11 protein-coding genes are annotated in these 14,150 nt (G+C 46.6%); 9 read left to right on the forward strand and 2 right to left on the reverse strand.

The window, feature by feature from the left end; genetic code table 11:
• From AKJ31_RS19485 to purF, 7 genes are all read left to right on the forward strand, one after another.
• A partial coding sequence (locus tag AKJ31_RS19485) for a FimV/HubP family polar landmark protein (protein WP_281173367.1) occupies nucleotides 1-1,545 on the forward strand: 1,545 nt, incomplete at its 5' end.
• Nucleotides 1,546-1,627: 82 nt separating this feature from the next.
• Nucleotides 1,628-2,422: a tRNA pseudouridine(38-40) synthase TruA gene (truA, locus tag AKJ31_RS19490; RefSeq protein WP_053410703.1), complete on the forward strand. Its 795-nt coding sequence runs from the start codon at nucleotides 1,628-1,630 to the stop codon at nucleotides 2,420-2,422.
• Between the two features lie 174 nt (nucleotides 2,423-2,596).
• A complete protein-coding gene (accD, locus tag AKJ31_RS19495; RefSeq protein ID WP_053410704.1) occupies nucleotides 2,597-3,523 on the forward strand; it encodes an acetyl-CoA carboxylase, carboxyltransferase subunit beta in 927 nt (308 codons plus the stop codon).
• 44 nt (nucleotides 3,524-3,567) lie between these two features.
• The gene (gene folC, locus AKJ31_RS19500) at nucleotides 3,568-4,833 is read left to right on the forward strand and encodes a bifunctional tetrahydrofolate synthase/dihydrofolate synthase (RefSeq protein WP_053410705.1); all 1,266 of its coding nucleotides are present in this window, start codon (nucleotides 3,568-3,570) and stop codon (nucleotides 4,831-4,833) included.
• Nucleotides 4,834-5,385 (forward strand): SPOR domain-containing protein, encoded by a 552-nt coding sequence (locus AKJ31_RS19505; protein ID WP_053410706.1) that lies wholly within the window; start codon nucleotides 4,834-4,836, stop codon nucleotides 5,383-5,385. It begins immediately after the preceding gene.
• Nucleotides 5,386-5,447: 62 nt separating this feature from the next.
• Nucleotides 5,448-5,939 carry a CvpA family protein gene (locus AKJ31_RS19510; RefSeq protein WP_053410707.1) on the forward strand — a complete coding sequence of 164 codons (492 nt, stop codon included), beginning with the start codon at nucleotides 5,448-5,450 and terminating at the stop codon, nucleotides 5,937-5,939.
• A 35-nt stretch (nucleotides 5,940-5,974) separates the two neighbouring features.
• The gene (purF, locus tag AKJ31_RS19515; protein ID WP_053410708.1) at nucleotides 5,975-7,489 is read left to right on the forward strand and encodes an amidophosphoribosyltransferase; all 1,515 of its coding nucleotides are present in this window, start codon (nucleotides 5,975-5,977) and stop codon (nucleotides 7,487-7,489) included.
• A gap of 54 nt (nucleotides 7,490-7,543) precedes the next feature.
• Here purF and znuB read toward each other — a convergent pair whose 3' ends face one another.
• Nucleotides 7,544-8,329: a zinc ABC transporter permease subunit ZnuB gene (gene znuB, locus AKJ31_RS19520; RefSeq protein WP_053410709.1), complete on the reverse strand. Its 786-nt coding sequence runs from the start codon at nucleotides 8,327-8,329 to the stop codon at nucleotides 7,544-7,546.
• Nucleotides 8,322-9,107, reverse strand: coding sequence for a zinc ABC transporter ATP-binding protein ZnuC (gene znuC, locus AKJ31_RS19525; RefSeq protein WP_053410710.1), 786 nt, complete (start codon nucleotides 9,105-9,107; stop codon nucleotides 8,322-8,324). The genes znuB and znuC overlap by 8 nt, the downstream gene beginning before the upstream one ends.
• Nucleotides 9,108-9,186: 79 nt before the next feature.
• Here znuC and znuA point away from each other — a divergent pair, with 79 nt between their 5' ends.
• Together znuA and AKJ31_RS19535 are read left to right on the forward strand one after the other, a co-directional pair.
• Nucleotides 9,187-10,062 (forward strand): zinc ABC transporter substrate-binding protein ZnuA, encoded by an 876-nt coding sequence (znuA, locus tag AKJ31_RS19530; protein ID WP_053410711.1) that lies wholly within the window; start codon nucleotides 9,187-9,189, stop codon nucleotides 10,060-10,062.
• A gap of 261 nt (nucleotides 10,063-10,323) precedes the next feature.
• A complete protein-coding gene (locus AKJ31_RS19535; protein ID WP_072161404.1) occupies nucleotides 10,324-13,647 on the forward strand; it encodes an AraC family transcriptional regulator in 3,324 nt (1,107 codons plus the stop codon).
• The last annotated feature ends 503 nt before the right edge of the window (nucleotides 13,648-14,150 follow it).

The following is a 14,150-nucleotide window of genomic DNA, read 5'->3' on the forward strand; positions in this document are numbered from 1 at the left end:
CCGGAGCCAGCAGCAGAAGAGCCAGTTGCATTCGACGATCAAGAACTGCCGGAATACAGTGAAGAAGACGCGCTTGCGGATATGGTATCAGAGCCTGGCGAGCCGGATCAGCCACAAGCTGAAGACGTGCAGCCGGAGCCAGCAGCCGAAGAGTCAGTTGCATTCGACGATCAAGAACTGCCGGAATACAGTGAAGAAGACGCGCTGGCCGATATGGCATCAGAGCCTGGCGAGCCGACTCAGCCACAAGCTGAAGAAGTGCAGCCGGAGCCAGCAGCAGAAGAGCCAGTTGCATTCGACGATCAAGAACTGCCGGAATACAGTGAAGAAGACGCGCTTGCGGATATGGCAACAGAGCTTGGCGAGCCGACTCAGCCACAATCTGAAGAAGTGCAGCCAGAGCCAGCAGCAGAAGAGTCAGTTGAGCTTGACGATCAAGAACTGCCGGAATACAGCGAAGAAGACGCGCTGGCCGATATGGCAACAGAGCCTAGTGAGCCGACTCAGCCACAAGCTGAAGCAGCGGAACCTGAGCCAGCAGCAGAAGAACCAGTTGAGCTTGACGATCAAGAACTGCCGGAATACAGCGAAGAAGACGCGCTAGCTGATGTTGCGTCAGAGCCTAGTGAGCCGGCTCAGCCACAAGCTGAAGCAGCGGAATCTGAGCTGGGAGCAGAAGAGTTAGTAGAGTTCGACGATCTAGAGCTGCCAGAATACAGCGAAGAAGACGCACTGGCTGATATGGCTTCAGAGCCGGGTGAGCCGACTCCAACGCAAGTTGAGGAGTTGGAACAGTCAGCTGATGAACCTCTAGAGTTTGATGAAGCTGAGCTACCTGAGTTTGACGAGCAAGATGCGCTGGACGAGTTGTCGAGCCAACCTCAAGCGGAAAGCGCGCAACCGCCTCAAGAATCAGCCGCAGCACATCAAGATTACGATGAGCAGACCTTTGACGAATTATTGGCAGACGACGATAGCCAAGCCAAGAGTTTCTCGTTCGACCAACCAATAGATGCCAAGACTTCTGATAGCGCGGGCATGGACATTGACGCTATGTTGGAAATGGGTGGCGAAGACTGGAACGGTTTTACCCTTTCTCCAGAGCAACAAGCGCAAATCAGTGATGATATTCCTGAAGAAGACCAAGCTATTTGGTCGCAAGAAAATCAGCCAGCTAAAGCCACGGTGCAGGATGAAAACTGGGAAGAACAACACTCACTGGATGACTTTAATCCGAAAGAAAACCAGTTCCGCACCATCGATGAATTGATGGCGGAAGTGGAAGGTGATGAAGACTACTTTATCGATGAAGCGCTTAAGCTTGATGTTGGTTTGAATGATTTCCCTGACGTTATTGGCGATATCGGTGAAGAAGATATTGATGCAAACGCTGAAGCTGCGGGTAAACTTGACCTCGCTAAAATCTACATGGAAATGAATGATACGGCGGGAGCAAGAAAACTGCTGGAAGAAGCGATCGTGGATGGCAACGAAGATATTCGTCGAGAAGCCAAATCTCTCATCGATGGAATCGGTCAAAGTTAGGTAAAAGGGGGCAGGTGGCCCCCTTAATTTTTTATCGAAAAGTGTTTATACTTCCCGCCCCATTTTCTAAGAGAAATCCAAGATGAAAATCGCTTTAGGTATTGAGTACAATGGCACTCATTACTTTGGCTGGCAGCGTCAAAGAGATGTAAAAAGTGTACAGGAAGAGCTAGAGCGCGCGTTAAGCGTCGTTGCGAACCATCCTGTTGAAGTTCAGTGCGCAGGTCGAACCGATGCTGGCGTTCACGGCACTGGTCAGGTCGTACACTTTGAAACGACGGCAAACCGTAAAATGGTCGCCTGGACTATGGGAGTGAACGCAAATCTGCCTTCGGATATCGCGGTTCGCTGGGCAAAGGAAGTTCCTGAGGAATTTCATGCTCGATTTTCTGCCACTGCGCGACGTTACCGCTACATTATTTTTAATAGCGCATTAAGACCGGGGATTTTATCTTCAGGAGTCAGTCACTATCACGGTGAGTTGGATGTAGAGAAAATGCATCAAGCGGGGCAGTATTTACTTGGTGAAAATGACTTCACTTCTTTCCGTGCGGTACATTGCCAATCACGCAGTCCGTGGCGCAATATTATGCACCTCAACGTGACTCGTCATAATCAATATGTTGTGATTGATATCAAGGCAAATGCGTTTGTTCACCACATGGTGCGAAACATTACCGGTAGTCTGATTTGTGTTGGACGCGGCGAGCAGAAGCCAGAGTGGATTCAATGGCTGCTAGAGCAGAAAGATCGTAAGTTAGCAGGGGCGACAGCTAAAGCGGAAGGCCTGTATTTGGTCGATGTGGATTACCCTGATAGTTACGAATTGCCAATAGTGCCGATTGGACCACTATTTTTACCAGATAATTTGAACTAAACCGTGTTAAATTGTCCAAATTATCATCTCTTTAGAGTGTGCGAGGACGGCTGAAAAATAGGTACAACCAGTTTTTTATCTACAGCTGGCATTTAATATGCTTTAATCCTCACGCGTAAATTAAGAATTTGATCCCTCGCATTTTGCGTGGGAATAATAGAGAAAAGGTCTTCCATGAGTTGGCTTGAAAAGATTTTAGAAAAAAGCAACATCGTAAGTTCACGTAAAGCGTCCATCCCTGAAGGTGTATGGACTAAATGTACATCTTGTGAACAGGTGCTTTACCACGCTGAACTAGAGCGTAACCTAGAAGTATGTCCGAAATGTGACCATCACATGCGTATGAAAGCTCGTCGTCGTCTGGAAACTTTCCTAGATGAAGCTAACCGAGTTGAGCTTGCGGATGAGTTGGAACCAAAAGATAAACTAAAATTCAAAGACTCGAAGAAATACAAAGATCGTATTTCAGCAGCGCAGAAGAGCAGCGGCGAAAAAGACGCACTCGTTGTGATGCAAGGTGAGTTGCTAGGTCTACCTATCGTAGCGTGTGCTTTCGAATTCTCATTCATGGGCGGTTCGATGGGTTCTGTGGTTGGTGCTCGTTTTGTTCGCGCAGTTGAAGCGGCTATCGAGAATAACTGTGGCCTAGTGTGTTTCTCTGCGAGTGGTGGTGCTCGTATGCAAGAAGCACTAATGTCACTGATGCAAATGGCGAAAACCAGTGCAGCGCTAGAGCGCCTGTCAGGTAAAGGTCTACCGTTTATCTCGGTAATGACTGACCCAACCATGGGTGGTGTATCTGCGAGTTTGGCGATGCTGGGTGATATCAACATCGGTGAACCAAAAGCTCTAATCGGCTTTGCTGGTCGTCGTGTTATTGAGCAAACAGTACGTGAAGACCTACCAGAAGGTTTCCAACGTAGTGAATTCCTATTGGACCACGGTGCTATCGATATGATCGTTGACCGCCGTGAAATGCGCCAGCGCATTGGTAGTCTAGTTGCTAAAATGACGAATCAAGCGTCTCCATTGGTTGTTTCTGTGAATGATTCACCAAATGAAGAAGCTTATGAAGTACCAGAAGCTGACGAAAAAGGGTAAAGTAGCACACTAACAAACAACCGCAATTTTTTGGTTTAAGTTAGATGAATCGAACCCAAACTCCTCAAGCCACATCACCACTAGAGATGTGGCTTGATTATTTAGCTAATATCCACACGTCAGCCATCGACCTTGGCTTAGATCGTGTTCAAGCAGTGGCGAAATCTGCCAACCTCACCAAACCTGCTCCTACCGTTATTACCGTCGCCGGCACAAATGGCAAAGGCTCGACTTGTGCGATGATGGAAGCAATTCTACTTGATGCTGGCTACTCAGTCGGTGTTTACAGCTCTCCACATTTGATCCGCTACAACGAGCGCGTACGTGTGAATGGCCAAGACTTGGCTGATGAAAAACACACCGCGGCGTTTGACTTCGTGGAGAAACAACGTGGTGATATCAGTCTAAGCTTTTTTGAATTTGGCACATTGGCCGCGTTACGCTTGTTCCAAACAGAACAAGTTGATGTGATGCTGCTAGAAGTCGGCTTGGGTGGACGACTCGATGCGACGAATGTGGTTGAGCACGATGTCTCAGTCATTACTAGTCTGGCAATCGACCATGTTGATTGGCTTGGTGATGATATTAATGTGATCGGTTTTGAAAAGGCGGGCATCTACCGCTCAGGAAAACCAGCAATCTGTGGCCAACCCAAAGCACCTGCGACTGTCGCGGCGCACGCCGATGATATCGGTGCAGAGCTATTTCAGGTTGAGATTCAGTACAGCTATAAGCAACTCACTGACACGACTTGGCAGTGGACACATGGCTCTTACGAGTTAACAGACCTACCTATCCCAGGATTACCGCTACAAAACGCGGCTACGGCGCTGATGGCGTTAGCGACGGCAAACCTAGACCTTAGTGACGTAAACATTGTTAACGGCTTAAACAACGCTCAGTTGCCGGGCAGGATGCAGGTTATCAACCAGCAACCGACTATTCTATTGGATGTGGCGCACAACCCTCATTCAGCGCAATATCTAGTAGAGCGTGTAAAACAAAAATTTGATGGTAAGACGGTTCATACCGTAGTTGCGATGCTGCACGACAAAGACATCAAAGCGACACTGCAAGAATTATCTGAAATTGCCTCAAATTGGTACCCAGCCTCATTGACGGGACCTCGCGCCGCAAGTGCGGACGAATTGTGTCAGTATCTACCTGAAAGTAATCAGAAATACCGCTCTCCTGTTGAGGCTTTTAATGCTGCAATGACAAATGCCCAAACAGAAGATGTCATTCTAGTGGTTGGGTCTTTCCACACCGTAGGGGAAGTTCTCGAATACTGGCAGAGCAAAGGAGCATAAATGGCAAGCAAGTTTCAAAACCGATTAGTCGGCACTATTCTTTTGGTGGCGCTTGGGGTCATCATTTTACCGGATGTCCTAGACGGTAAAAAAACGCACTACAAAGAAGACGTCGCCAGTATTCCGATCAAACCCGATACCGGTAACGATGTAGAAACTTTTGAAGTGTTAGATCCAGTCGACGATAGCGCCAGCTTACCTGAGTCACCTGTTGAAGTCGTGGTTGATGATTCAACGAATGATGTAGAGGCACAGCAACAGAGTGATGAAATGCAAGTCGTTGTCAAAGATGTTCCTGAACGAAATGACTACGAAGACAGCGCTTGGTTTATTCAGTTGATGGCATTAAAGAATGCTGAAAACGCGAAGAACCTCGTTTTGGATCTGCAAAAGCGTGGATATCAAGCTCATGTGAAGCCTGAAAATGGTTTTACAAGGGTCATTATTGGTCCAGATGTATCCAAGAGCAAACTAGAGCGCCAAGTTATTGAACTGGAAAAAATTACCGGTTCGAAAGGTCAATTGCTTAAATTTAAACCGCTAAATCCTTAAGAAAACGTTTGCGTCAGCGTTTTTTCTGTTAAAATGCGCGCCAACTTAAGATGTAAGAACAGATGAATCCGTTAGATATTGTCATTTTAAGTGTGATCGGCCTGTCGGCTTTGATCAGTTTAGTTCGTGGCTTCGCAAAAGAAGCATTGTCATTAGTTATTTGGTTTGGTGCGTTTTTCATCGCCAGTCAGTACTACGCAAAATTAGCGGTGTACTTTACTAATATTCAAGATGACATGTTTAGAAACGGAGCCGCGATTGCAGCCTTGTTTGTTGCTACATTAGTAGTAGGTGCAGTGGTCAATTACGTCATTGCGCAACTGGTGCAGAAAACAGGCTTGTCAGGAACAGACAGAGTGTTGGGGATCGTCTTTGGTGGTCTGCGCGGTGTGTTGATTGTTTCTGCTGCACTATTTTTTATGGATGCGTTTACTTCGTTTCCAGACTCAGAGTGGTGGAGGAACTCGCAATTGGTACCGGAATTTAGCCGTATCATCGCGCCGTTCTTCGAGCACTTGCAAGCAACATCTAGTTTCTTATCTGGCGCGTTATAGCGCGCCAGCCATTGTCGCAAATCGAGGGTTAGGACATGTGTGGTATTGTTGGAATCGTGGGCACAACGCCTGTAAACCAGTCTATCTATGATGCATTGACGGTATTGCAGCATCGTGGCCAGGATGCAGCGGGTATTTGTACCATAGAAAGCAATCGTTTTCGTCTACGGAAGGCAAACGGTTTAGTGAAGGATGTGTTTGAAGCAAAACACATGCAAAGGCTTCAGGGAGAAGTTGGTATCGGCCATGTTCGTTACCCAACAGCGGGCAGCTCAAGCGCCTCAGAAGCTCAACCATTCTACGTAAACTCTCCATTCGGTATCACTCTTGCTCACAACGGTAACTTGACCAACGCGAAAGAAGTTCGTCAAAAACTGTTCGAAAAAGACCGTCGCCACATCAACACAACGTCTGATTCAGAAGTTCTACTTAACGTGCTGGCTCATGAAATTGACACGGTTAAAGGTAACGTAACGGCAGAAGACGTGTTCCGTGCAGTGACAAATGTTCACCGTACTATCCGTGGTGCATACGCGGTCACCGCGATGATCATTGGCCACGGTATGATTGCTTTCCGCGATCCAAACGGCATTCGCCCTCTATGCCTTGGTAAACGTGAATTGGAAGGTAGAACAGAATACATGGTGGCGTCTGAGTCTGTTGCATTGGATGCGGTTGGTTTTGACTTCATTCGTGATGTTGCACCGGGTGAAGCCATCTACGCGACATTTGACGGTGAGCTACACACTAAGCAATGTGCTGACAATCCTGTACTGAACCCATGTATCTTTGAGTTTGTTTACTTCGCTCGCCCAGACTCGTTCATCGACAAGATTTCGGTGTACAGCGCGCGCGTGGAAATGGGTAAGAAGCTAGGCGACCGTATTCGTGATGAATACGCGCACCTTGATATTGACGTGGTTATCCCGATTCCAGAAACATCATGCGATATCGCACTGCAAATCGCTCAGGCAATTGATAAGCCTTACCGCCAAGGTTTCGTTAAGAACCGTTATGTTGGCCGTACCTTTATCATGCCGGGTCAGCAGCAGCGTAAGAAATCGGTTCGTCGTAAACTCAATGCTATTCGCTCTGAGTTCAAAGACAAGAACGTACTACTGGTTGATGATTCCATCGTTCGTGGTACTACGTCTGAACAGATTATCGAAATGGCTCGTGATTCAGGTGCCAACAAAGTATTTATGGTCTCTGCAGCGCCTGAAATTCGCTTCCCGAACGTTTACGGTATCGATATGCCAAGCGCAAACGAGCTAATCGCTCATGGTCGTGATAACGATGCGATCTGTAAGCAAATAGGTGCGGATGAGCTAATCTTCCAAACTCTTGAAGATTTGGTGGATGCAGTCGGTCTCGGCAACACCGATATTGCTAAGTTCGAAACGTCAGTATTTAACGGTGAGTACGTGACAGGTGATATTGACCAGAAATATCTGGAGTTCCTAGAGTCACTGCGCAGCGACGATGCTAAGACGCAACGTGAAATTCAACAAGAATTAGCGAACTTAGAGCTGCATAACGAAGGCGCATAGATGCGCGAATGTTTGAAAAAGGCTTCCTCAGGGAAGCCTTTTTAGTTTTGGGAATTAGCGGCGCGCTTTTGTCAGCTGCGAAAGCATAAACATTGCCGTTGCGCTAATCACTACTGACGGGCCAGCGGGTGTATCGAAGTGCCAAGATAAGCTTAGGCCGAGTAATACGGCTACAGAGCCGATAACCGAGGCTACTAATGCCATTTGTTCGGGAGATCGTGCAAAACGTCTTGCGGTTGCTGCGGGGATAATGAGCAGGGACGTCATGATCAAAGCGCCGACAAACTTCATCCCAATCGCGATCACCAAACCAACCATCAGCATGAGTAATAGGCGCATCAAATCAACATTGTGGCCGTCGACTGCCGCGAGATCTTCGCTGACCGTTGTTGCGAGCAATGAACGCCAAAATATAGCCAAAACCATTGATACCGCCACGACACCTGAATAGATGTAGATTAGGTCAACTGGAGTGACGGCGAGCAAATCGCCAAACAAGTAGCTCATAAGGTCGATACGTACATCGTCCAAAAAGCTTACCGCAACCAAACCTAAAGAGAGTGAACTGTGCGCAAGAATGCCCAGCAAAGTGTCTGTTGCGACTTGCTGTTGTTTTTGCAGTGTTACCAATAAAAATGCGAGCGCAAGGCAGCAAACTACCAAGGCGAGATATAAGTTAACGTCCAGCAAAAAACCGAGCGCAATGCCCATCAAAGAAGCGTGTGCCAAGGTATCGCCGAAGTAGGCCATTTTTCGCCATACAACGAAAGAACCGAGTGGACCGGCGATAAGTGCAATTCCTAATCCGGCAAAAATAGAAGGTAACAAAAACTCAATCATGATGGTGACCGTGAGAGTGGTGCGCACAGGTTTCAGCGTCACCTGACACTGGTTGACCCGCTAAATCGTGGTGGTGGTGATTATGTTGGTGGTGGTAAAGCGCGAGTGCTTCATTGCGGTTGTTGCCAAACAGTGCAATATAACTTGGGTGTTGGCTAATCGCAGCTGGGGAGCCCGAACAACACACGTGGTGGTGAAGACAAATGACATCGTCCGTCTTTGCCATTACTAAGTGTAAATCGTGTGAAACCATAAATACCGCGCAGTTGAATCGATGACGAATCGTATCGATCAGATCGTAAAGGTCAATCTGGCCTTGAACGTCTACGCCTTGTGCGGGTTCATCCAAAACTAATAAGTCAGGGCGCTGCAATAAGGCTCTTGCTAATAGGACGCGTTGATTCTCACCACCAGAGAGGGAGTGCATATTAGAGCTGAACAAGTGCTCGGCACCAACGAGTTTGAGCGCTTCGATGATCTCTTGCTGGCTATATTTGCCTGACAAACGCAGAAAGCGCTCGACATTGAGCGGCAGTGATTCATTGAGTTTCAGTTTTTGAGGGACGTAGCCTATCCGCAGTGAACGATCTTTAGTAATCGCGCCTTGGAATTGACGTTGTAGTCCAAGAAGGACTTTAACCAGTGTAGATTTACCCGCGCCATTTGGCCCGATCAATGTGGTGATTTCGCCACGATTCAACGTGAGTGAAACGTTGTCGAGGACCTTTCGTCCATCAAATTGAACAGAGATATTAGTGAGTTCGACCAATGTCGACATGAATAGCACTCATTTGCAATTATCTAATGTTATAATGTAACATTTAATCCCTCATTAGACTAGATAGCAGTATTCATTTATGAAGCGTATTTTTGCCCTTTTATTCACCGTAGTGGCTGCATTTTCTGTGCAAGCAAACACAGTGCTGACCAGTATTAAGCCGATCCAGTTGATTACTCTGGAACTGACCAAGGGTATCTCTCAACCAGACGTCCTTTTGGCTTCCAATACTTCTCCACATGATTACGCTTTACGTCCTTCGGATGTGAAACGTATACGCAACGCTGACTTGGTGATTTGGTTTGGTCACGACTTAGAGCCGTTTTTAGAGAAGATCCTTCAAGACCAAGCAAACGTACTGACCATTAGTGAAATGCCTCAACTGGCACTGCGTGAATACAACGGCGACCACGATGACCACCACGGGCATGACCACGGAAATTACGATCCTCATTTCTGGTTGGGTTATGCGCCGACGCAGCAAGTCGCTCAAGCGATTACGGAAAAGCTGATTGAGATAGATGCTAACAACGCACAAGCGTACCGCGACAACTTAACTGCTTTCCTTTCACAGCGAGACAAGCAGCATCAAGCTATCAAGCAACAGCTGGATTCGGTTAAGAGCCAAGGTTACTACGTTTTCCACGATGCTTATGGCTATTTTGAACAGGACTTCGCACTTAACCATTTAGGCCATTTTACAGTTAGTCCAGACCGTAAACCGGGAGCCAAGACGCTGATTAAAATTCGCAAGTCTCTGGCGTCTAAGCAAGCACAGTGTGTTTTCTCAGAGCCTCAGTTTACGCCGGCAGTAGTGGAATCGGTTACTCGAGGTAGTCACGCAAAAGTCGGTGTTCTTGACCCACTGGGAACAGATGTAGAGGCGACAGATGGTGGATATTTCACCTTACTTGGCCAATTGGCGGATAGTTTTGAGACTTGTTTAAAACCTTAAACCAGCAGAGTTATAGGTAGTGTAAAAAGGGAGCGATAAGCTCCTTTTTTGTAAAGTGCGCGTGATAACTGAGCAATTTGTAAGCTCGGATGTGAGCTCAGCTTAAAAAGTCAGGGAAATTTGGAACGCTGGCTTGTTTATTAGCCATATTCTTAGATAATTATCGAACAAAATAAAGATACATGTTGACTGCTAACCTTTGGTAAGTGGTATGACGTGGTTATGCATTAAAAATTTATTGCTGTTAGGGACTTACTGGTTATGAGAGCCATATTGTTAGCTATCACGTTGTGTTTAGCTACGATAGCAAATGCGGTAGAGCAGACACCGACCGTGTTCTATCCATTGCCCACACAAGCGCAAGGCAAAGTATTTGCGGCCAAAGAGCTGTTTTTAGCTAATGGTGGTGGGGTATGGTTTCAAGACGTCCGCAACCAGATCATGTTCTTCGATGGTCAAGATATCATGCCGAGATCCGGTTCCGCTTTGGAACATGAGGTTGAACAGGTGGCTTATCTTGATAGTGCATTCTGGTCGTTCTTTCGCAACGAAATCTATCGAACCGTCCCTAACCAAGAACGAGAGTTGGTGTTTAGCCTCAAGCCCGGCACTGAAATTAAACGTATCGGCGCTTCGAAACGCTTTATTTGGCTTTCAGACGACGCTCGTTTTTATACCTACAACGTCGATACTGGCGAGTTCTTAACTTACTCATTACTCGAACTGTATAAATACAACCAATCTTCCACGATTCAAATTAACGACGCTAAGTTCGTGCTATCCAAGTGGGTAGTCGCAACTAACGCAGGCGTGTACCTATCTAATCAAAACAACTTTGACCATGTCGCTAGCTCTGGTCAGAACTATGTTGAGAAAATCTACTTTTCAGATTCACGTCGGGAGCTGGTCATCGGTTCACTCAAAGGTGCGTTGATCTTTGATATTCAAAACCCTCAACGTCCGAGCAAATATATTCCGGGCTCTCACGTTCTCAGTATTACCGAAACCAGCGAAGAGTACTGGATTGGCACTGAAAATGGCTTGCTGGTCTACTCGTTCTTAACTGGTGAAACCAAACGTCTGATCTCTTCTGGAGTGCACGACAATTCGGTGATTCAAGGTAAAATATACGCGCTCCTGAATGACCAAGCGGGCGGGATATGGATCGCTACGGACAGTGGTGTGCGCTATTTTTCGCTGTTTTCGCACAAGTTTGAGCGAGTATCTGGCCGTGTACTGACGCCAAACATCGATATCGATAAACCTAAATTGATGCTCAGAAAAGAGAGCAGTGAAGGGTATTGGATGGTCAGTGACTCAGGTATCTACAGCGTTAGCCTTGCACCATATCAAAATCGTCGGTTGATGTATCGAGGTACGGTGAGTGATTTTGCTGAATCTGATGGTGTACTGTGGTTAGCGACCAATCAAGGTGTGCGCAGAATTGACAATGTGACTGGTCACGCCATCAATGATAAGCCGATGCCTGAATTTCTTAAAACAGCTGATGTTCGCTTTCTGGAGTTGGGTAAGAATGAGGTGCTCTGGGGGGCAGGAGATGATCACCTGTGGCGCTATGATCTAAACAATGACCAGCTAACTCAGTATGGTTCGGACTGGATGATTAAAAAGTACCTTCCAGCTCAGTTGACCGATATGAAAGTGACCGAGCAGGGCTTTGTGATTCTCGGTACCGAACATGGCGTTTACGTACTGCGCAACGGACAAATTCACTTTATCGGCGAGAGTGTTCCGTTTGGCTCCGTTATTAATACCGTACAAGTTGATGACCACGATATATGGGTAGCAAGCCGCTACGGATTATATCGATTTGACCTCTATACTGGACATGTCAAATCTCTCCCCTTACTTGATGGCCATATCACACCGAAATGCCTCATTGGAAACCAAGACGGCATGTGGTTGACTTCCTCTGCAGGACTTACTCGTTATTCAGAAAACGGTTATCTGCTTCGTCACTACGGTGAACCTTTCGGCTTAATCAGCAACGAGTTTACCGCCGGGCAATGCTCATATGGAGCAGGAGACGAGCGGACATTGTTGTTTGGCACGCACTTCAACCTGATTAAAGTCAGCACCCAAGAGCTGGTAGTGAGCAAGCTACCGGATGTTAGGGTGATTATCAGCCAAGTAAAAGTGAATCAAACGCTGAAGTCTCTTGGTGCCACAATTAGCTCCCAACCGGAAATCAACTACGGCGAGTCTATCGCTTTTAAGTTTGGCGTATTGCCACGGGTCAATAAAGTGAGTGTCGAATACCGACTCAATGATGATGATTGGCAGTTGCTTGATGGTTCGACCCTTAATATCGAGCATTTGATGCCTGGTGATTATCAGCTTGAGGTTCGCGCTGTGCTAAACAATATGCAGCGTGGGCGAAGTAATGCGTTTGAGTTTTCGGTTTCTCAGCCTTGGTTTATGACGCCATACGCGATTATTGCTTACTTTGCCGGAGCGGTTATTTTTATCGCCGCGATCGTCTACTGGCGTTCAAGAATCATGAACCAAGCTAACCGAGACTTGAAAGCACAAGTCGCGTTGAAAACTAACCAGTTGCGCCACCAAAGCCGTATTCTGCTAACCAACAACCAACAGCTCCGGAAGCAACTGCAAATTCGGCGTTTGATCGCCAACAAATCTATTAAGGCGATGAAACAAAGGTTAGAGAGTTCTTCTGTCAGCAGTGTGGTTCAGCAAAGTGAGGCAAGCCAAAAAGTTGTCAGCTATCTATTGCAGGAGTTGGATTTACTACTCCATGTTCGTACAACCGACGGAGAAGCAAAACCGGTTTACAACCTGACTTTAATCCTAAAGTCGGTCTTAAGTGGTTGGGCGGATGAATTAGAGAAAGCCAATATTAACATCGAGTTGGAGTCTGACTCGAAGCGGGACTACTTTGTCAGTTTGACCAGCTTTAACCTCGACGAGCTACTTAACTTACTGGTCGACAGTGTAGTAAGGCGTTGCTACCGAAATCAGACGGTAGTACTGTCCACTCGTTTAGACGATAAGCGGGTGGTTTTGACGTTACTGGATCAGGGTGAGTCGCTTGAAAGTTACAATCACTCTACTTTGCTACAAAACATCAGTTCACTGATCGAGCAAAGTGGTGGATGTTGTAATATCCACTCTTCTGCAGAGCGCAACTTGATGGAAGTGAGTTGGATTGCCAGCGACAACTTCGATGAAGCCTCTATCATCGATATTGAGCCTTTTGATTATCATGAACTCAAACCAAGCGAAGCCCCGTGGCTTGAGAAAGTGAAGCAACTGGTGTTTAGCCACTACTCGGATCCTGAACTGAGCACCTCTACTGCAGCGAAAATGCTGTATGTTTCAGAACGTAGCCTTCAGCGCCGTTTGAAAACCGCAATAGATAAAACCTTCACAGAGTACTTAACCGAGGTGCGCTTAGACAACGCCTGCCGTCGCCTATTGGCAGGAGAAAAAGTCTCGGATGTTGCATTTGAATGTGGCTTCAACGACCCTTCTTATTTCAGCCAGAGGTTTAAGCACCGCTTTGGGATGTCTCCAACTCAATTTGTTGAAGAAAAAGAAAGCTAGTCAAATCAAGAGTGCGAGTAAGTAAACAACGCAGCCGTTAAGTTGTGTGAGTTGTTTTGTGCTCTTTCCTGCCTTGGGACGCTTATTGACCTTACAGGGTCATTCGTTCCTATCGATGATATCAAGCGATGTAAGCCGTTAATCAGTCTCAAAGTGGATTAGATTCAATAACCAATGTCCTTGCTAAAGCAAAGTTGGGATAGTGTGTTTGAAGTGAGCTTTGGAAAAGATAAGAAAAAAAATTCGTGGTATAGCCGGGGGGACCATACCACGGGTGCCAATGACACCTTCGCTTGCTGCCGGAGTGGCGCTGGGTGCGCCACCTCTGGAATTCAATGTTGTCGTTTGGACTAATGCCCTCTCGACGGGATTAACTATATCGTGACGACCTTATTTTACTTATAAAATTAACGCCATTGTTACATGATAAAAACGACATGTTGGTTAAGTTGCTGTTTTTAAATGTTTATTTTTCTTTGTGGCATTTTTTATTTCAGTTTTAT

Source organism: Vibrio hepatarius (assembly GCF_001274785.1).
GTDB lineage: Bacteria > Pseudomonadota > Gammaproteobacteria > Enterobacterales > Vibrionaceae > Vibrio > Vibrio hepatarius.